This is a genomic window from Collinsella sp. CLA-ER-H8, from assembly GCF_040092335.1.
In the GTDB taxonomy this organism is placed as follows: domain Bacteria; phylum Actinomycetota; class Coriobacteriia; order Coriobacteriales; family Coriobacteriaceae; genus Collinsella.
In genome coordinates, this window is record NZ_JBBNLU010000004.1 from 189,189 (window position 1) to 209,988 (window position 20,800).

Sequence of the window (20,800 nt, forward strand, 5' to 3'; positions counted from 1 at the left end):
AGCAAACGTCAGCGAGCGGGCAGCTGCCGTGGCGAGGTGCCGCGAAAGAGGAGCGAAGCGTACTTAATGTACGCGAGCGACGGTTTGAATGGCAGATCGCCCGCGCAGATGCCCGCGCAGCGTCGAGCGGTCCGGCGTTTGTTAAAACGCCGGAACATAGTTAGCCGTGATATTCGCCGTTGTATTGGATCAACGTCAGATCTTCAACGTCGTCGAGCGCGCGAATGGCGTCCGCATAGGGCATGTCAACACCATCCGAGAACACCTCCACGGCCATCTCGACCTTGTCACCGCGCATCGTCTTGGACTTGACGGTGAACTTGGTGCGCCCAAACGCGCGAACGATATCGTCGCCGGTGGTCTGGCCCGTGTAGTGAATGACCATCATGTACACGCGCGCCTTGTCCTGGTGGCTCGCAAAGCCGGCAATCATCACCACGATCACCACCGCCGTGAGCGCCACGAGCGCGTACATGCCGGCGCCCGCCGTAATGCCCGTGGTAATGGCCCAAAACAGATACAGCAGGTCGAGCGGGTCCTTAACCGCCGTACGATAGCGGACGATTGACAGAGCACCGACCATACCGAGCGAGATGACCACGTTGGTCGAGATCGCGAGCGTGACCATGCAGGTAAGCACGCACATGCCCACGAGTGTCACGGCAAAGCTGCGCGAATACACCACGCCGGTAAAAAAGCGCTTGTACACGTAATAGATCAGGATGCCCATGGCGAGCGCCACGAGCAGCGAAAGGCCAATCTTGGCAGGGTCGACCTGGCCAAACGCCTCCAAGACGGAGTTCTTAAAAAAGTCCCTGGTGCTCATGGTCTAAATATCCCCTCGGTTCTCAAAATCCGATTCCCAGTAATTAAATCCGCGCAGGTAGGCGGTCTTTTCGTAACACAGGCAGTACTTGGAGACCGCCGTAAGCTCGGCCGCTCCCGGCGGCACCATATCGCGCACCAGCTGCGGGCAAAACTCCGTAAACTTGACCTCCATCACCAGCTTGCCGGGCTCCAGGACCGGCAACGCCGGCAGCGTCGCGTCAAAGATATCGAAGCTTCCCACCGCGGCGCGCACGTTCATGTCAAACGTAATGCGCACGGTGCCCTCATCCATCACCCACGGCTCGCGCTCGTAGTCCACGATGGTCCGCGGGCGCATCATGTTACAGATGCACTCGATGTAGAACTCGCGACAGAGCGGATAGGGGCTCCTCAGCAAAAAGCCGTAGTCGCCAGCCAAAATCTGCTCAAACTCGCCGCGCGTAAGCGGCGCGTCCTCCTTGTAGATCCAGCTGCCGTACTTCTTTTTGCGCTCGAGCTTAATCACCTTGTCGCTGCCGTTATAGATGCGCACGCGATACTTTTTGCGCATGAGAATGCCGGCGTCTTTTTCCTCGTAGGCCGAGTTGCAGTAGTCGTCAAAATACAGGCTGCGAATGGTGTAACCGCCCGCCCGCGCATGCTTATCCAGTTTAAAAACCGGCGCCATGCGACAGGCAAGCGCGGAGTGCTCGCCCTCGTTAATGAGATATTTGAGCTCGTGGCGGTAACGCTCCTGCGTGGTACGCACAGGCGGAGCCGCCAAGCGCTCAAGCAGCGCGCTAGCCCTCCTCATACGTGTCCTCCACGACCTTACCGCCGTCTTGCACGTAAAAACACTTCATGCCGTAGTGCTTGCCGTCGTCGGCCACATAGTAGTCAAACGCATCTTGCGTATAACAGTCGGAGTTGGTGGCACGCACGCGCACAAAATACTGGCCGGCATCGGGCGCATCGCAGGTCACCTCGGGAAGCAGCACGTCCTCGGCCTTAAAGACCACGTCGCTTATGGCATAGTCGCGCGCAAGCTCTACGGTGTAGCGAATGTCGCGCGCCTCAAAGTCATAGGACGCATCCCAGTTAATGCGCAGCTTACCGTTATCGATCTGCGGCACGCCGATGTAGAACGGCATGGGCTTTTTAAAACTCTCGCGAAAGCTCTTGTAGTTCTCCTCGATCTCGGAGGGAATCGCCGCGGCGATCTGCTCATATTGGTCCTTGGTGACAGGCAGATTGTCGATATCGGGCGAAGCAAAGACCAGCGATTCAGTAACCTCGCGGTAGTGCTTGATCATCTTGCTCAGGCGTGCCTCGGTCATATACGAGCGTAGGTCCTTGACGGCGCGGTCGAGCTCGCTGCGGAACGATTTGCCGCGCAGCGCACGATTGAACAGTACGTTGCCCCAGTAGTTGCTTACGCCGCGCTCCCAGCTCGCGTAGTCCGAAAACCCGGTAAGAGAAAGCTCCAGCTTACGCAGCATGCCGTCGTTATCCCAATCTAAAAAGTACCAGGTATTTGAGTTGAGAGGACTGTACAGATAGCAGTTACGGTTCTGCGTATCGCAGTTTCCCGTCAGAATCTGAAACGCCAGCCAATAGACCAGATTCTCGGTATCAAAGTAGGTATCGAGCACGTCATCGATCTTTTGCGATTCGTCGTTGAGCGCATCGAGCATCTCGATGAGCTTGGTGTGGTCCGAATCGCTCTTAATCTCGAGCATGCCCTCAAATTTAGCCTGGTTGTAGTCGGGATCGTCGGCGAGCTTAATGGTATCCTCGTAGCGATGGAAATCGAAGCTGTTCACCTTATACAGGTGTCCGCTCTTATCCAGGCCATGTGCCTTAAGCGCCGTCTTGTTGAGCTGCTCCACCTGCGTAAACAGGCCGTAGTCCTCAAAGGTGTCGTTGGACTTTTCGGTCTGGTCGCACACCCACAGATGCACAAACTGCGTGCGCAGGCCCATCATCTGGGGAATCCCACGGATAAGGTCGTAGGCCATCTTGTTGCGAAAACGCATACCCTCGCCCATGTGCTTGTTGAGTGCAATCGCGCGCTGTTGGCGCCAGGTACCCTTGCCCTTTTTGAGCTCCACCTTGTAATTCTTTTGCGAGTTGTTGCTCGATGTCTGACCGCGCACCTGCACGGTAGCATTGGGCGCTTCCTCGCCATAGCCAACCTCGCCGGCCACCGGGCCGTCTTCGTCGCCCGGCTGCAGCAGGCCCATAACCTGATAGCGCGTCACGCCCATGTCGGCATAGTCATACACCGAGTACGTGTTGATCTCGGCCCAGCTGTGGTCGGTGTTCTCGGAGCTGTTGCCGCGCGAAACCGTCAGGTACATGGTCACAATGCCCGAGTCGTCGTAGACCTCGTACAGCTCATCTTTATCGCGCAGATGCTTGGTACCGTCCGAGGAATCGGCCTTTTTAATCTTGTCCTGCTTTTTGACCTCTTTAGTCGAGGATTCGTCCTGAGACGAACAGCCCGAAAGCAACAGCGCGCCGGCAGCCGCCTCGATCAGGCAGCGGCGAGACATCAACTTATCGATCATCAGAACCTCCCCAATGTTTTTGATACAGGCGAACCACCATACGTTCAAACGCACTGCGCGGCTCACCGCCCGCGCGCTTGTCCTCGTAGCATTGCTCAACACGGTCGAGCACCCGGCCAAGTTCGGTAAACCAGCCCGTCTTGTCGGTCGCCACAATGGGCTGCTGGCTCAGGATACGATACGGCAAGTTGGCGGTATAGGTATCGAGCCGCAGCAGCGCCACGATAAAAAACACCGCCGCACCCAACAAAAAGCCAAAGCCGTAAAACTGCTGCGGCAAAAGCAACGACACGGCAGTCGCCAGCCCGGCCACACTGGCAAACAGCCCCGAGGCCAGCACGGCCCCCTTGTAGTCGGTAAAGTACAGCAAGATGAGCATCACCGTATTGCCCACGGCATACAGGCCATAGCCCACGCACAGAGTACGAAAATACCCGTGCATCAGGTTGTTAAACCCCAGCGGTAGGGCCGAGAGCACCGTGGTCTCGAGCGAGATGACCGCCGCGGTCACAAACAACTGTTTGAGCGCGCAAAAGCGCAGTTCGCTGTTAAGCGTGGAGAGCATCTCCTCCTCGGCCACCACAATATCGCCTACCACGCCGCCGTCATTGAACAGGCTGTAATAGTCGCGGTAGCGCGGATAGAAATTGACCTCGACCGAGACCACAAAGTTGACGGTCGTGACCAGGATCGTCAAAAACGCGATGAGCGCCGGCACATCGTAGTAGGGCGCGCCATAAAACAAGCCCTTGACCTGCACGCCAATAGGACCGGCCCAAATAATCACCAGGTGCGCAAAGAGTCCCAGATTGGTTAACAGGCCCGTGAGCGCCAGCGGCATAAACTGATCGAGCCACTGCAAAAAGGGCCAGGGGCTGCGGTCGCTCTGCGGAAAATACCGGTACAGCAGTACCACGTCCCAGGCGAGCATGACGCCGTAGCCCAGAGCAATTGACGCCAAAAGGCCCTCGACAGGCGGCAGTCCCAGCGCCAGCGCGGCCAGGGCGCACAGGCACGCCACGCCAATGGCAGCCGCAAAGCTGCACAGGATACCGCGGTAATCCTTGATGGCCGTGAGGTAACTCATGCCGTTCCAGTTGACGATCATAATGTTGAACAGCCACAGGCACAGCAGCCCCTGCAGCAGCGTGGCGCCCGAGAACAGCAAAAAGACGCCGTAGAGCACCGTGCCCGCAACGAGCATGATGGCGTTGGAGCCCCAAAACGAAGGCAGTATCTCATCCTCGCGCTCGGCAAATAGCATGTCGGCCAAAAAGCGCGTGACCGGCATGGAGAAAAAGCTCGTGAGCAAAAGCGAGGCCAGCAGTGTGTAGGTCACCATGCACACCAACAGATCCTGGTTGGCACGGCCCACACCCCACAGACCGCACAGCACCAAGATACCCACCTGGAGCAGCACGCCCAGCAGCATGGGGCCCGTGCACACAATGCCGGCGTAGCCGTAAGCGCGCATCGTGGCAAACAGGCCCTTGCGCCTAAACAGGCGCTTAAGCTCAAAACCAATTCCGGCCACCGGCTACTCTCCCTCTCTGGACAGGTTAAACGCACACGCCGTCTCGTCGTACAGCGCGCGATAGTTGGCGAGCATCTGCTCGTGCAAAAAGTACGTGGCAACGCGACGCTGCCCGCGCTCCCCCATCTCAATGCGACGGGCGCGGCTCACGCACATGCGCTCCATGGCATCGGCCAAGCCCTTGCGATACATGGGCGGCGTCACAAAACCCGCGACGCCAAAGTCGTCACCCGGGGCGCCTTCGAGCAGCTCGCGACAGCAGCCCACCTCGGTCGTCACGCAGGGACGACGCGCTGCAAGCGACTCCAGCACGCTAAGCGGCTGGCCCTCGGAGATGCTCGTCAAAATGGTAAAGTCGAGCTTTTCCATGTACTCGACCACGTTGACGCGACCGGTAAAGATCAGGTCGCGCACGCCCAGGGTATCGACCAGCGCGTGGCACTCGGCGCCGTACTCTTCGTCGTCCACGCCGCCCATGATGTGCAGGCGCACCTTAGGCAGGCGCTCGTGCAGCTCAAAGAAGGCATAGATCATGGTCTTGACGTCCTTGATGGGCGCCAAGCGCACCACTGCGCCAATATCCACCCAGCCATCATCGGGCTTTAAGGGAATATCCTTAAAGCGATCGAACTGGATGCCGTTGGGGATAACCAGGCATTTGTCCGCATCACAGCCCATATCAATCTGCGTCTTGCGGGCGTTATGGAACAAACTCGTCACGCGGAAGGCGCGGCGGTAGATCTCCTCCGAAAGCAGGTAGAAAAAGCGAATCCAGCGGTCCTTAAATGACGGCACCACCCAATCGGCGCGAATGATCTCTTCCTCGCGCTCGCGGGTATAGATGCCGTGCTCGGTGAGCAGCACCGGCGCATGGTGAACGCTTGAGCCCAGACAGGCGAGCAGGCCGCCGTAGCCGGTCGAGATAGCGTGGTACACATCGGCAACCGGCACCTCGCTGCCCAGCAGGTAGAGCACCGGCAACAGCATAGAGCGCATGGTGTGGAATGCGTCGGCAAAGGGCGTGTAGGGGTACTCGGCAAGGCACACGTCGCGGAAGATGTCCATAAACGTTCGGCTCTGCAAAAACGAGAGCGGATGCACGCGACGGCGCTGAAAGATATCGAACAGCACGTCCCAGTCCGGATTGGAGAGCGACACCAGACGGCGTAGCGCCTCGCGCTCGCGGTCGTTAAAACTGGCTTCGTGCTGCTCGCCCGAAAGCCGCAGGGCATCGTCCAGGAACACCTCGTGCACCTCGACCACGTTGCCGGGCAGCTCGTAGACAAACTTGCCACGGTCGGCAGCATGCGCGCCGATCACCCACAGCACAAACTCGTGCTCGGGCATAGCCGTAATGTAGCCGTGCATCCAGGTAGACACGCCGCCGTGCACATAGGGTTAGCAACCCTCGAGTACCAAGCAGATTCTCATTTGTCGCTACCCTCCTTGCGCGCAATGGTCACCGTCTTGTCCGTGGCTTTGACCAGGTACAGGTCGCCTGTCAGATGCGTAATCTCGCCACCCGTCACCGCACCCGGCTCGCCATTATTGGTACGGAACATGAGCCAAGCCTCGTCGTGGAAATTGCCCAGGCTGAGCGTCCAGGCATCCGCACTGGTATCCACACTCACCGTAACCGACGAAAAGCGCTGAATGGCGCCCGAGCAATCCGAGCCGGTCTGGCGGCGCAGGTCGGGCGCAGACTTGGTAAGCCAGTCCAGGTAGTCGGTCAGGCCGCCCTTGTAGACTTCCCAGCCCTCCTTGGCGCCGCGATCGGGATCGAGCAGGTCGTCCGGGTGCATAAAGTGCGTACTCACGTAGTGCATGTTGAGCTCGGACACGGCAGCCAGGCGCATATAGGAATCGTCGACCATGCCGCCCGAGACAATACGCGGCTGCTCCACAATACCATCGCTCGCCACGCCAAACTCCTGCACGTACGGCAAGTCGGTACCGTCCTCAAAGTACGTACTGGCAATAGTCTTAATGCGCGGAACGTCGGTGCCGATAAGCTGGCGCGCGCGGGCCGAAAGGATATTCGACGGTGGCACGTAGACCGAGCCGTGCGCGTTGGGCAGCACCTCGTCCTGGAAGGCTATAAGCTCGTTGAGCGAAGCGACGAGCGTTTCCTTGTTTTTCCACGTCTTGTAGACGTACAACGTACCATAGTCGGTGTCCCAGAGCGCAAGCGGCTGATGGTTGTAGCCGTGAAAGCCCAGCTCTCCGCCCATCTGCAGCAGCATGCCGCCAAAGTAGCGGAACTGCGTGGTATCGGCCTGGCGCGCGGGCTCGGTCTGGTTGACCGCGTCCTCGTAGTTTTCGATCATCACGCCGGTATAGCGAATGCCGTATTTTTGCGCGAGCTTTTGCAGATCGGGCCACCAGACCTTGGTGTAAAAATCCGCAATGGAAACGCCGTAGTCACGCTTGATATAAGTACCATCGCCCGAGGGCACGGGGCTAGGAAAGTCGTCCAAATAGAACACGGCGCTGTTGATGACCGGATAGGCCGTGGCATCACCCAGCAAGCTTATGGCCGAAGCATAGAACCCACGCATGACCTTGTCGTAGATACCAATGTTGCACACCACGGTGTGACCACTGCCGCAATCGTTAGACCAAATGAGCGGCGTGCCCGCGTCACCGGTCTTTGCCCATACGCGCGCCGTTTCGCGCAATGAAACCGAAAGCGAAGAATCGAAGGGATCCGAGAACTCGTAGCGCTCTCCTCCGCCCAACATAAAGTCATCGCTCGGAACAATACTTTCGGCTGTCGCATAGTCATATCCGGCCGATTCGATCCCAAGCTTGGAAGCAACAGCCTGCAGGTAGTTCGAGTTATCTGGCGTCATGCCCAGCATGAGTGAGCCGCCCGCACTCACCCAACTCATCAGATCGGTCAGATGCGTACCCAGTCCGTCAAGCGAGGGCATAAGCACAATCACGCGATCAAACGACGTGAGCGATGGGATCGCGTCCGCACCGTCGGTGGCAATATCAACATCGCGATGGGCGATCTTCATGTCGAGTAGGATCTGGTCGAACTGTTCCTTTACGTCCTCGACGCCAGCTTGATCGGAATCGGTAATGACCAGGCACGTGGGCTTTTGGCCAAAGATTGCCGAGGAGGCCGGCACCGCATCGTTGGCGGCAAGCATCCCCAGCTTATGCTGGCCCGCACTGTACTGCACGCCGGCACGCTCCACCAGCAGCACGGCGGCCATGACAATAAAGACCGCCCACACCACGAGGAGTCCCATCCAACGAAAGCGCCCTGCACGGTCGCGGATATGTTGCGCCACGCTCATCTGGCCTCCTCCCCGTCGCGCCAAAACGCCAACTTTTCGCGGTTGTCGGCGCTCAAATACACATGTTGCTTGTCAATCGCATCGATCACACGGCGGACCTCGTCACCGTCGCGGCGCATCACGGCCAGGCGCAGGCAAAGCATCCAAACCTCCTGCTCCTCGGGCACGTCGAGCATCAGCTGGTCGGTCACGGCCTGCGCCTCGTCGATCTGTCCGACATCGGCCAGCGCCGTCGCATATCGAATGCGCAGCTCAAGGGTATCCTCGCGCTCGCAGCGACGCGCAAGCAGGCGCGCGTACTGTTGGCGCTGAATCTGAGCCACGCGCCCCTCGGCCAAGCCCGAGCCCAAGAATTCACCAAGAAAATCGCAGTATTCGTTGAGGTTTTGCGCGCTTGGGTCCGTCTTAAAGGCACGCTCCAGCTGCTGCAGCTTAAGGTCGGACTCCTTGGAGATCTGCGCCACCGCCGTCGCGGCATAGTGCGCCACCTCAACGTCGTCGTTAAGCTTAGCCGCCTGCAGCTGCGCCAGGTACGCGTTGGGCTCCTCGGTGAGCATGGAGAGCATTAGGCGGCGCCGGTATGCCGGGTCGTTGACGATGAGCGCCTCCTCGAGCGGGACCACGCCCGCATCGGCGTCACGGTCGTGCACCAGGATGCTGCGATGCAGCTCGTCGTTGAAGCGCAGCGACTCCAGCGCAGACTCTTTCAGCCCCTCGCCAAACACCGCGCTGCGGACCGATAGCAGAACCACCAGCAACGGGCCCCACAGCGGCACCAGCACTATCACAGCCAGCATGTGCCCACGCACCGGCAGCAGGCCCAGCTTCATAAGCGTCCACAGCATCAGGCAAACCAGCGCATGAATCAGCAGCAAGACGGCAGCAACGACAAGCGAGATCAAGCGGCACCCCCCTCACCGTCACCGGTGTAAGAGATGTGCTGCAGCAGCGCCACGATGTCCTCGCCGTCGACGGGCTCCACCGCAATCTGCTTTGCGCTCAGGCGCTCGCGGATAATGGGCAGATCGTACGCCTTTGCCTGGCGCATAAGCAGGTAGAGCACGTCGCCGTCGACCAAGCCCGCCGCGTCGCTCTCGCGGATTGCCGACCCAATTGCGCCCACCAGCTCGCCGACAGGCTCCATGCCCGGTACCACGCGCAGGAGCAAATAACTCCCCATCTTGCTATCTGCCAGCGCCTGCTCCGCCGCGAGCTCTTGGCCAAAGGCAGCCTGCTTGAGCACGCAAGTGCCTTCAACGCAGCGTTTATCCTGCGCCACCGCCTCATAGTCAAAGGCACGGCCCAGCGCGCTTTCGACCAGGCCGCACAAGATGCGGAACAGGTTTTGATAATAGAGGGTCATTTGGTTTTCGGCCGCACTACGCACAAAGATCAACACGGCGGGTGCCCCGTCGCGCTCGATCGTGTATCCAAACATGGGAAGCCCCGGCGTCAGCTCGCGGTTCACCCACAGGTTCAAACGACCTCCGTCGCCCAAAAGAGGTGCAAGCTGCTCAAGCGTGAGCGAGCGTGCGGCATCTTCGGCAATCGCGGGACTTGCTGCCACCAGACGTGCAAATGCCCCGCCCGAAACATGGTAGATCGCCACCGAATCGTTCTCGAGGATCTCGCCCAGAAGCTCGCAGCACTTGCGATAGATGTTGCGTGGGTTGAGCACGTCGAGCTCCTGCGTCACGGCAAAGATCTTGCCAAAGCTGTCGTGGCGACCCACGATCTGGCGCCTGTACGCGCGCTTGTCCTCGATCGCGTCGTGGTAGAGCTGCGTAAGGAACGTATTGCGGTTGCGCACGAGCTCGTTTTGATCGCGCTCCGCCCTAATGGCTTCGCTGTTGCGCAGCTGCACATAGCCGCACACGGCACCCACAACAAAGTACGCAATAAACGGCAGCCAGTTGGACGGCTCGTAGAAAAGTCCCTGGAAGGTATAGCCATACTGGGTAAAGTAGCTCACGGCCAAGCCCACCGACGCCAGCAGCGCCGCAACCAGGCCAAAGTCCAAGCCATACAGCGTGCCGATCAGCACCACGTAGAGCAGGCGATAATCGAGCACGTTGAGCTGGGCCGATTGTGAGAACAGATGCTCCAGCACCTCGAACAGAACCCAGGCAACGCCCGTCTCCAGGCATTTAATAGGCAGCGCGCGCATCTGGATGCGGTCGATGGCGGCGCGCAAGGGGTTGACCTTCTTTGCGCGGCCAGCATCCCAACGCACTTGAATGGTCGAAAGATCGCGCAGCAGGTCGTACCGCTGAAACCAGCCATAGCGCACGCGAACGACGTCGCTGACGGGCAGGGCGTAGCCGGCAGAATCGCCATAGGCAACTGAGAGCCCTGGGAACAGCGCCTGAAGAGCCTCGCCCACTTCACCCGCTGTGTGATGGAAGGCATCGGCAACGTCGAGCGTCTCAAAAGAGGCATCCCAGCTATCGAAGATACGGCGTACCAGCACCGCAAGCTCCTCGGCACACAGCAGGGGAAACGCCGCATCCCGCGCGCCCTGCAGAGCGACCGATCCGGTTGAGCACGCGTCGAACAGCGGCACCAAAAACGGGTCCTCCAGTGCGGCAGACGCGGTATACAGGAACGGCACGCGCAGGATCTTGGTTTGGACGCCCTCGCGAGCAGCATAGTAGCGGCACAGGTCGTTTGACGCACGGGCGATAATTCCCTTGCCCGTTCGCCCCGCGGCATCGGCGGCACCCTCGGCACCCGCGGGCCCCGCTACATACAGCAGTTGGATCCGTCGACCCGCGCACGCACGAAAGACCGAGCGCAGCGTCTCGATATCGCCCACGGTATCGGTATGCGGGGTAAGGTAATTGGATAGGTAGACCACGCGGTCGAACTCGTAGGCCTGATCCAGGTGTTGCAGAAGCTCTTTCCACGAAGCATGGGGTGATGACTCGTCGCGGCGCGCTTCCGCGGCAGCGACGACCTGGACATGGTCCCCGGGAACGCCTTGGCACAAAAGTCATCGTCAACATATGCGGTGTTGCCAACAACCAGCACCTCCATGGCGCACCCCTCCCCTAAAATCCACTTCGTTCATAGTCAAACATGCGTATTTTACGCTGTCAACGCGAGCTGAAACGTCTTTAAGGCTGTTTTAAGAACTTTTTTAGAGGGAGGAGGCGGCTTTGATTGGACTAGAGGGCAAAGCCTCGAGCGTCTGTTTCATGTTGGAGCCCCTCAAAAGAGAGTTATTGTCCCGGGCGATATAAACCCAACTATCCTGATATGAGCCAACGGGAGCAAGGAACGTAAGGAGCTCCAAGAAACCAATAACGTCCGTACCGTATTTTTTAGAAAACTTGCGCGCCAGATCATACTTTTTCTGCTGTGTTGCCCTACCTGAAAAATCGGACAAAGCATGCTCAAGGTTGCGTGACATATATGCAGCTTTAAAAGGAATCTTCCTTTTATTACAGGTCAGCTCATGCGTCCTGGATAACGTCTTAAGACACGAAGATTTACATTGATTTCTCTGACGCAGCGAGGCGACGTTCGACGTTTCGATCCTATCTTCAAAATAGGAACAATGAGGCCCATCTTCATCATAGACAACCAGCGAATCATCGATAAATGCACCATCGGTATCGGACAACAGCACAATGGCGTCTAAATCGGTGGCACGCAACTTGTCCTTAGCGAGAAATTCCTTCACGGTATCAACCAACCGCCTCTTAATAGTCGAAGCGGGATTTCCTGCACCGAGAGCATGTACCGATGTGATGTCGCCGCGCACAATCCCAAAACGAGGACCAGGATGTTCCCCGCTTGCAAACAAACTTGTAAGAGCACGACCCAATGCCAGCTCATCAGTTTCGCCTTCGACGATAAAAAGAACGAACTCGGTGGCACCCACTACTCGTCACCATCCAAGCAGAGCGCGGCATCGATTGAGTACCTATCCGTAGAATCGTACAAACGCTGTCCGCTATCGCCAAGGCTAATCGCGCGCAAATACTGGTCACGCATGTTATTGGTGGGCTTAACGCCTTTAAAGCGAACAAACCTGTTATCAGGATCTGCAGTGGTCAGAAGAATCTCTGATGCCGGCAGCAATTCAAGAACACGTAGGTTGTGGGCAGTAAACAAGAGCTGCCCCTTGCCAAACGACTCAAGCACGGAAAGAAGCTGCCCCAAGAGAAATTCGAATACGCCCGAGTCGAGCTCGTCAATTGCAAGGAATGCGTCGGAGTACGAATGGACTTCCATAAGGCAGAGCGAGAAAGAGATGAGTTTTCTTACGCCCTCAGATTCACAGCGCAGTGGAATCTCGACCCCATTGCGGCAAGAAAGAAACTCGACTTGCTTGGCGGGTGAATCGCCCTTATCCAAAAGCTGAGATCCTATGACTTTAACCTCGATGGAAAGGCCCGGTACAAGCGTGCCAATTAATCCGCTCACACGCTTAATCGCAGACGAAACGGCTGGGAAATCATCGTCCTTAATAACAGCGGGCTTAAAAAGATTGACAGAAAGGTGACCCTTCTGGCCAAACACGCGGTCATCGATAATATCCATCGAAAGTACGTTTAAGGTGCAAGTTGCATTTGCCAGCGTCGTAAACACATTGACTCGGTAACGGAAATAAAGCCCAAGCTCGGCAAGCAGGCAATACAGCGGAGTGAGAATCTCTTGATGGGCACTCTTGAAAGAAGCCGATTGCATCTCGTACACAGCCTCATTAATCTGCAATTGCTCCGGAGGTTCCTCCTGCAGATAAAGATTGAAATCGCAGGCAAAAAGCGAGATCAGATATTTAACAGTTTGTATGGAAAGCATGGGGGACATGTTGCCCCGCTGAAGAACACCTAGCGAAACCAACATCGACATCTTAAGCTGTTGATCCGCGTTCAAAAGATGGGACCAGCGATTTCTGGGCAGAACCGCCGCGGCAGACTCGGGGGCCTCTTGAACAAGCTCCACGAGAGTCCTCTTAGACCCCCATTTGTCTTTATCGACATTAAATTGTTTTACAGCCATTTTTTCGTGCGAAATCCAAGCAGAGTCTGCTCTACGCGAAAAAGTGACGGTATAGAACGTAAGAAATAATTCATCCGCGGTATCAATGTTAAACTCAATGTCAATTGAAAAAGAGTCTTTGCCAGGATAAAAGTAGTCGAGAACTTTCTGCCTGTCATATGCGGCACCCGTCATCAGGGTTTTGACCAGGTCAATCGCCTCAATTACAGAAGTCTTGCCGGAGCCATTTTGGCCATAAATGCCTATAACGTCCGCCCCGGGCACAAAGGCAGAGCCGGGCTTCGATTTCGCAAAAGCAATCTCGCCAAAGGCAATATTCTTAAAATCATGCAACGCGATCTGAACAATACGAACCATCAGCAGTCTCCTAGCGTGGAAGTTGCTGATAATCATACTAGATATCGATATATTTTTGCGAATTAGTTATAAATTATTCCGAAATCTAGAAATGATTATCCTCGAAAGTCTTGCTAAACGAATTGTTTTGACGGTCGATCGACCACAAAGATGGCTAAAACCAGAAGTATGCGGCAAAATCAGGACAGGCCGACCACGCCAAGTGGCGACAACGCGTTTACCTGCGGTTTCTTTGTGCGATAAAGGTGGTGTGCTCGGGGGTTCCGGAATTTGCCGCATATTTTCGAAAGCTACGATAAAAACCGAGCGCTCTAAGCAGAAAAGCGCAACGAAGTCTTTACCAAAAACAGTCCCTTAAACGCAAAAACCGCCTTTCGGCGGTTCCAACGTACCAAGCCGGACGTACCGTCGCAAGGCCTCTTCACAGTTGGAACTTTAGGAAAAGCAAATCCCAGTTCCTCCTTTACCGGAGAAACCGTCGCGAATTAAGGCTGAGCAACAACGCATCAGTAAAATTACGTGCGAGCAGAAAATCACACGCAATTTCGTCTTTTCTCAATTGAGATGTAAGTTTTGACAGGCCGAATCTTACATACAAACAAAATAGAGGGCCGACGCATCAACGCTCTTCAGGTGTCGCCCGAAGGCTTCCACCTTAATTGACCATGTTTTAGTCAGAGGCAATTGCTTGTCGACAGGCCGCCCATAGGTGGAACCACCAATCACAGCATCATAAAAAATAGGGGATGCCCTCACTTAGGAAGGAACCCCCTTGCAAAACTTCGGCCAAAGAAAGGCTTCTGTTTTTTGTTGTGAAGAAAGCATAGCTCTTTTTTGGCATCCAAGGCGTTGCGGCAACGCTCGTCACAGATTCATCGTTAATCAGCGTCCACCGGAAACCACGCACTAATCACCTTCGTGAGAAATTCAAATCCAGTAGAGACCTGAAGATTGCCCTGATAATAATCGACGTGCTTATTCATTCTTTGAACAAACACAGATAGGCTCTTTGCGCGATGTTCCAAAACGCCTTGCGAAGCAAGTTTCCTGTGCGCGTATAGCGTAGTGACAATCTGCTGTATACGGTCATTGCTCATCTTTGACTTACGCTGGTCGAGACCGATACCGGCTATGGTCGACAACTCCCGCGTTACAACGTAGCTAGGCTTAAATTGCGGTCTATCAGCACGCAGGTTATTCAAAATGCAGCTATTATGAGCGCATGCATTTCTTAATGACTTGACTGCTTGAAGAATATAGAACTCCTTAAGCATCTCGCGGTCGTCAAACCTATTGGCGCAAAACTTGTAAAAATAGAGAAAAGAGCCGAAGGAGACGACTTCGATAAATGCCCACGCGGGGAAGTAGAAATCAGCATACCTGGCAATCAACCCACCAGTGTAGGGACTGTTCTTGCATCTGAGAATCTCGTCTTTGAGCGAATTGCACGGCGTTCCATCTGGCTTCGTGCCGTCGTAGGAAGAAATGAACTCCGAGACGACCGCATAGCCGTCCTCCCCCTCAATCTCGATGCGCTTTAATAGTTTTACCTTTGCGAAATGCTCCACATCAAGCGTAAGCGGCAGCATTTCATAACGAACGAGCATGTCGACAATCGACAAATCGACCAGCATCTTAAAGTCTAGATTTGCATACTCTCCCTTGCGGGCTCCTTCTTCAACTTTAGGAAACCCAAGCCGATAGGCACGCAGGCGAAAATAGTTGCTGTTCTTCTCCAAGTAAGCTCTCGCATCGTCTTCGCTCATCAGCGAGAAATGGACACCCCTCGATTTGAGATGATCAATCTGCTCGGACGCCGTAAGCCACGGCTTTCTATTAGCGTCGGTCATCAGATCTCCGTTCTCGATGATTGGCTCGAGTCTCCATAATTAATGTGTTTAGTTGGGAGAGTCACTCCATATTCACAGTCCGCACCCCTTACATGCCAGAGTGACTGAGCAAGCAATCAACTGGGTTCATCGCGCCAATGCCTCGCCACAATTACCGGAAGCAACATAGCAATGAGCAAGGGGCCTGCCATACAAAAGCACAGACAGGCCCGAACGCAACAAAATCGGATAAGCCGGACGGCGGACGACTAGCGATCACCGCAATCAAAAGAGCCCAAATAATACAACGAACCCTTCACAATCGAAGCATTAGGGTCTCGGTCTAAGAAATTGACGCTGTAAGAAGGAGATCCAACGTAAACGTGAGTCTTACCGGTCTCGCAACAGAACAAAATATCGCGAGCGCTGTTCTGTGTCAGAGTGTTGTAATTCGAGTAATAATCAAGCTCGTCTGACGGGGCTTCTCCTACAACAATCAACCGAGGATCCAACTTATCCAGCCATGTCTTAGGGACGCGACCAGACTTTCGTCCATGATGCGGTGCAAATAGAATGTCCACAGGTGAAAGCGAGATGTAGTCTTCAATCGCCACCATGTAGTCATTCTCCATGTCACCAAGCCAAAGCGCACGGACCCCTTCCTCAAGAGAGTAGACAATCGCAGGACTAATATTATTGGGTTTATCAGAGCTTTCGGCATCCCGCAAAGCATCCTGGAAGGTCTCATTATTCACATCGGGCCAGAGGACGCTAATCCCAGCAGAGCCGCGCTCACCATCAGAAACGTTCATCCATTTACGATTACACCCCTTGTATATTTTGTAAGCGCACGACGACCCCTTCAGATCTTTATACTTTTTGAAACTCTCAGTCTCCGTGGACTTAGAGACATTATTGTCAACGCAATAGAAATTCTTGATAAGCCCGAGCTCATCAAGATACTCAATACCCTGGATATGATCTTGGTCCGGATGCGTACTGATAAAACGAACGACGCCCTTTTTCCCTGCAAGGTTTTTGACCTCATCAAGGATTTCCGACTTACGCTCATCGGTAATATTACAGTCAATCATGCTGAAGTTATCAGTATTGTGATTGATATAAAACATGTCGCCGTTATCAACGGACAGAGACTTAATCTCGCTCATGGTTATCACACTCCTCAAGATTGAAGTTGATTCGTTTTTCTACATACCATTCCTGCTTGACCCAAGCGATAACAAACAGAACGGTAAAAGCGAATAGGGTCACAAAAGCCGCTTCAAATCGAAAAGATTCCGGCAGCAACGATGCGAGCAGAACAATGACGAGCAAAACACCCGCCCCAGCCATGCTGCGATACATGTTTGAAATCATTAGGAGCTGTTCGACCTTAGGATCGTTTTTCTGAGCATACGCAAAGGCAGAATAGTCCCGTTTTCTGGTAGGCTTCAGGTTTTGAACCAACGGCTCAATGCAGAGAGAGCCAATCCGTGAAGCAATAAGCCCGAGAACATAACTCATCACAGATAACGCCATCCAGTTAGAACAATCGATAAAACTGCCCAACGGTGTCTGACTGGCGAAATATGTTACGAGTGCGCCCGGTATGAGCACATTGAACAGATCGTAAGCAGAAATCTTCCCAAGCAACTCATTAAGAAAGTTATTGACCAATAATCTCACTCCTCCAATAATCCAGAAGCCATCCTCCGCAATTTTTGCGCACTATCCAGCCCTGCCACGCAAGTGAAAGGTTGCTGAAGAAAAGCAATTTGTAAATGAGTTAAGCAAACAGGAGCGCATACTGCTGTTAACCAATAAGCGCACACGCCCCTAAAGAAATTTAATGAACCATCAATATGGCCTCGATTTTGACAGCTATTCCTTCCGACTCCTTCCGAACAATTAGGTTGTAATGGGGAAACGACGCTTCTCGTTGTTTCAATTGTAGCCCTTCGCCAGTTCCATATCCTGTATTCTTTTTTGATGATCAGCACAAGATGTTGTGTTTTAACAGGTAAACGCAGCTAAAATAATGCGGAACTTTTTCACGTGAAATTACGAGTCAGCTCATCCCCTTGTAGACAGCACCCTTGACCTGCATGAAAACATAATTAGACTCAATCGCTTTCGCCCGGTACAAAGTCATCCACATCGAATACCTGTTCGAAATTAACAAAAGATTTTGCTTGACCAACATGTTGAGACGCCCGCTTATTGCCCGGTCGTAAGCCGCAATAAACTAGACGGTAGCCTAGCGGACTTATCCTGGAAGGTCGCGGCGGCGAGTCTCGAAGAGGCGCAAGACGGCCTCATGCTGGAGTTGCCGCATCACGCATAGTCAACGAAGCACGGGTCAGAACGCCGCCGAGGACTAAAGCGGGCCCGCTCCCTCCCCCTCCCCAACATTCCCCAGAAAGTTCGCTGATGTTGACTAGGGTTCCCGTAAAATAATCCCCAACAAAATATGTGCGGAGTGCTGGCCTGGAGCTGCCTTCGGACCCTATTGGCTGCTCACCGAGAGGCTCCGCTATGAAACAACCCCTTTACTACCTGCTCTGCGCGATCGCGTGCACGTCCATGGTCGGCGCGACGATGCCCATGGCGGCCATTGCGGAAGCCATCCAGCCTCCGGCAACAGCCGAGCAGCAGGCGCAAGCCGACACCACGAGCAGCGACACAGGCAAGGCTGAAGACGGCACCAACACAAATGCGACAGCAGATACCGTAGAGGACAGCACTGCAACATCCGCCGGCACCAGCGCCGTCAACACAGAAAGCGCTTGCGGCACCACCGCCGCAACCGGCACCCCCGCTCCATCCCTCCGCGCCCAAACCAACGGCACGCCCGAGTCGATCTCCGTCGCGGCGGAAACCGGCTACGCCCACTCCGCCACGGCAAGCCAAAACGGCGTCACCTTCACCGTCTCGTGGAACGACGCCCCCGCGGGCACCGCGACGACCTTCCACGTAACCCAAACCAACGGCTCGTCCCAGGCCAAGGCGCGCATGGACGTACCCACCTATTGGGACGGCGGTAGCCAGGAAAGCGTCTGCGACCCGTCGCGCCAGGCATGGGCCGGCTACCACAGCCTGGGCACCGCGGGCCACGACTTTACCTTCGACTTCACGGCATCGGGCACGTACCGCATCTACTTCTACTTCATGGACAACGACAGATACGACCCCCAAAACGACAAGGGGATCTACTACCTGCGCGCCACGGCGGAGGTGACCGTAAACGACGCCGCCCGCCCAAGCGTCACGCAGATCGTCAACAACGCCGTGGCCCAGTGCAGGCAACAGACAAACGGCTCGGAATACGACATGGCGCTGTGGCTCCACGACTGGACGCTCGACCAGCTGGAGTACGACCACGGCCTCAACTGGTGCTCGGCCGAAAGCGGTCTCACGCGCCACCAGGGCACCTGCGAGAGCTACCAGCGCATCTACTCCAAGCTCCTTAACACAGCGGGCATCGCCAACGGCCGCATCACCGGCAACGGCCACACCTGGAACGCTGTGAAGATCGACGGCAAATGGTGCCAGATGGACCTAACCTGGGACGACACCAGCGACAACTGGTACGGAGACCTGAACCAGCGCCATCTGTACTTTGGCCTAACCGACGAGCTCATGGCAGTCGCCCACTCCGACCACACGGCAAACTATCAGAAGAACGACTACGCCTACCGCTCGACCGACCTGTCAAATAATTACTTTGTGCGGAATGGTAAGGCCGATGAATGGGCCGAGAAGTATGCCGATCGCATTCAGCAGAATCTGGATGCCAAGGAAGAGAGCTTTTCCATCGATGCCGACAACCAGTTGTTCCCGCCGAGCATCTCGGAAGTTCAGAATGGGATCGTTGCGTATGCGATGAATCAGAAGGAGTGGAAGGCGAACGACGCAAGGGTTAAGCTAGCCGCAACTTCGAACGTCACCAAAGAATCGAACTACAAATGGTGCGCTAAGTACGATCTAATAGCTGAATATCAAAACACAGCATTAGGGAAGGTCGTCCCCGACGGCGCCTACAGGATCGTGAGCACCATAGACCCGTCCTCGGGCGTCGCCGCGACGGCCTCCGGATGCTCCATGTCCAAGTCCCCGACCGTCCTGCGCTTCGCATGCGACGAGGGCACGGGGCTCTTCACCGCCACCGCCGGCGGGCTCGCCCTGGCGATGTCGGGCTCGGACGTCTCGCTGGCCGCCCCCGACGGCTCCGCCTCCCAGCGCTGGGAGCTCGTGGCCTCGGCCGGCGGCTACTCCCTCGTCAACGCCGGGACCGGCCGCGCCCTGGACGACCGCTGGCGCGACACGGGCGCCGGGGCGCTGGTGTGGGGCTTCAGCTCCAACCCGGGAGACCCCGCCCAGACCTGGACGCTCCAGGAGGCCGACGGCCGCGACGTCCCCGACGGCGCCTACAGGATCGTGAGCACCATAGACCCGTCCTCGGGCGTCGCCGCGACGGCCTCCGGATGCTCCATGTCCAAGTCCCCGACCGTCCTGCACTTCGCATGCGACGAGGGCACGGGGCTCTTCACCGCCACCGCCGGCGGGCTCGCCCTGGCGATGTGTTAGCGCTAATCTAAAATTGACCACTTTCGCAAACGCATCTCGCCGAATGCGCTAATGCGCTTTCGCCGAACCCGCTAACGTACTTTCACCAACTGCGCTAACGGAACTATGCTCCGATCGGGTATCCGACCCGGGAGGAGCGGGATATGGAGCGAAACGTAATGGGAGAGCTGAACGTCTACAGGGGGTCCGGCGCGAAACCGAACTTCAGCGAGATCGCGAGGAGGCACGGCATGGACCGGCACACGGTCGCCAAGTACTGGCGGGAGGGCGAGTCCGCCGCCGACGGGAGGTCCGCGAGGGGCAGCGCCTTCGACCCGCTCGAGGAGGTGATCCGCGCGAAGGCCCAGCTGCCCGGCATGAGCAAGATGGCCGTGTACGCGTTCCTGCGCGAGGGCCGCGGGGAGGGGCTGCCCGGGTACGGCGCCTTCACCGCATGGTGCCGCGCGCACGACGTGCCCTTCGGGGGCGCGGGCGGCCGCGAGCCGCACCCGCGGTTCGAGACGCCCCCGGGCAGGCAGCTGCAGTTCGACTGGAAGGAGGGCATGAGGCTCGTCGACTCGGAGGGCGAGGTCTTCGAGTTCAGCGTGTTCACCGCGACGCTCGGCTACTCCCGGAAGCACCGCTTCATACCGGTCAGGAGCCGCACGCTCGACGACCTGCTGTCCTGCCTGCTGTTAGCGCTACTGTAAAAACAACCAATTTCGCCATCGCACTTTAGCCGATTCCGCCAACGCAATTTCCCCAATCACGCCAACGCATTTTCACCATTTCCACCAACGCCGGGGCTTACGCTTCGAC

General features: G+C 56.2%; 15 protein-coding genes. 2 read left to right on the forward strand and 13 right to left on the reverse strand.

Annotated features, from left to right (window positions below; all coding sequences use genetic code 11):
* Positions 1–160: 160 nt before the first annotated feature.
* The 13 genes from AAAX72_RS04275 to AAAX72_RS04335 form a co-directional block, all read right to left on the reverse strand.
* Entirely contained in the window at positions 161–826 is a 666-nt protein-coding gene (locus tag AAAX72_RS04275) for a DUF4956 domain-containing protein (RefSeq protein WP_349129211.1), read from the reverse strand.
* Positions 827–829: 3 nt separating this feature from the next.
* A complete protein-coding gene (locus tag AAAX72_RS04280; protein WP_349129213.1) occupies positions 830–1,621 on the reverse strand; it encodes a polyphosphate polymerase domain-containing protein in 792 nt (263 codons plus the stop codon).
* Complete coding sequence (locus AAAX72_RS04285) at positions 1,608–3,377, reverse strand: CotH kinase family protein (protein ID WP_349129215.1); 1,770 nt, start codon at positions 3,375–3,377, stop codon at positions 1,608–1,610. The genes AAAX72_RS04280 and AAAX72_RS04285 overlap by 14 nt, the downstream gene beginning before the upstream one ends.
* Positions 3,367–4,911 (reverse strand): exopolysaccharide Pel transporter PelG, encoded by a 1,545-nt coding sequence (pelG, locus tag AAAX72_RS04290; RefSeq protein WP_349129216.1) that lies wholly within the window; start codon positions 4,909–4,911, stop codon positions 3,367–3,369. The genes AAAX72_RS04285 and pelG overlap by 11 nt, the downstream gene beginning before the upstream one ends.
* 3 nt (positions 4,912–4,914) lie before the next feature.
* On the reverse strand, positions 4,915–6,303 hold the full coding sequence (pelF, locus tag AAAX72_RS04295; RefSeq protein WP_349129218.1) for a GT4 family glycosyltransferase PelF: 1,389 nt from the start codon (positions 6,301–6,303) through the stop codon (positions 4,915–4,917).
* A 35-nt stretch (positions 6,304–6,338) separates the two neighbouring features.
* Positions 6,339–8,219 (reverse strand): DUF2194 domain-containing protein, encoded by a 1,881-nt coding sequence (locus AAAX72_RS04300; protein WP_349129220.1) that lies wholly within the window; start codon positions 8,217–8,219, stop codon positions 6,339–6,341.
* Positions 8,216–9,121 carry a hypothetical protein gene (locus tag AAAX72_RS04305; RefSeq protein WP_349129222.1) on the reverse strand — a complete coding sequence of 302 codons (906 nt, stop codon included), beginning with the start codon at positions 9,119–9,121 and terminating at the stop codon, positions 8,216–8,218. Before AAAX72_RS04305 ends, AAAX72_RS04300 begins: the two co-directional genes overlap by 4 nt.
* The gene (locus AAAX72_RS04310) at positions 9,118–11,208 is read right to left on the reverse strand and encodes a DUF4118 domain-containing protein (protein ID WP_349129224.1); all 2,091 of its coding nucleotides are present in this window, start codon (positions 11,206–11,208) and stop codon (positions 9,118–9,120) included. The genes AAAX72_RS04305 and AAAX72_RS04310 overlap by 4 nt, the downstream gene beginning before the upstream one ends.
* Positions 11,209–11,358: 150 nt before the next feature.
* Positions 11,359–12,105 (reverse strand): hypothetical protein, encoded by a 747-nt coding sequence (locus AAAX72_RS04315; RefSeq protein ID WP_349129226.1) that lies wholly within the window; start codon positions 12,103–12,105, stop codon positions 11,359–11,361.
* The gene (locus AAAX72_RS04320) at positions 12,105–13,586 is read right to left on the reverse strand and encodes an AAA family ATPase (RefSeq protein ID WP_349129227.1); all 1,482 of its coding nucleotides are present in this window, start codon (positions 13,584–13,586) and stop codon (positions 12,105–12,107) included. The genes AAAX72_RS04315 and AAAX72_RS04320 overlap by 1 nt, the downstream gene beginning before the upstream one ends.
* 878 nt (positions 13,587–14,464) lie before the next feature.
* Positions 14,465–15,436, reverse strand: coding sequence for an Abi family protein (locus tag AAAX72_RS04325; RefSeq protein WP_349129229.1), 972 nt, complete (start codon positions 15,434–15,436; stop codon positions 14,465–14,467).
* Between the two features lie 248 nt (positions 15,437–15,684).
* The gene (locus AAAX72_RS04330) at positions 15,685–16,584 is read right to left on the reverse strand and encodes a hypothetical protein (RefSeq protein WP_349129231.1); all 900 of its coding nucleotides are present in this window, start codon (positions 16,582–16,584) and stop codon (positions 15,685–15,687) included.
* A complete protein-coding gene (locus AAAX72_RS04335; protein ID WP_349129232.1) occupies positions 16,571–17,092 on the reverse strand; it encodes a hypothetical protein in 522 nt (173 codons plus the stop codon). Before AAAX72_RS04335 ends, AAAX72_RS04330 begins: the two co-directional genes overlap by 14 nt.
* An 858-nt stretch (positions 17,093–17,950) precedes the next feature.
* On the opposite strand from AAAX72_RS04335, the gene AAAX72_RS04340 reads away from it, so the two are divergent.
* Both AAAX72_RS04340 and AAAX72_RS04345 read left to right on the forward strand, forming a co-directional pair.
* On the forward strand, positions 17,951–20,002 hold the full coding sequence (locus AAAX72_RS04340) for an RICIN domain-containing protein (protein ID WP_349129234.1): 2,052 nt from the start codon (positions 17,951–17,953) through the stop codon (positions 20,000–20,002).
* Between the two features lie 143 nt (positions 20,003–20,145).
* The gene (locus AAAX72_RS04345) at positions 20,146–20,691 is read left to right on the forward strand and encodes a hypothetical protein (RefSeq protein ID WP_349129236.1); all 546 of its coding nucleotides are present in this window, start codon (positions 20,146–20,148) and stop codon (positions 20,689–20,691) included.
* Positions 20,692–20,800: the final 109 nt, after the last annotated feature.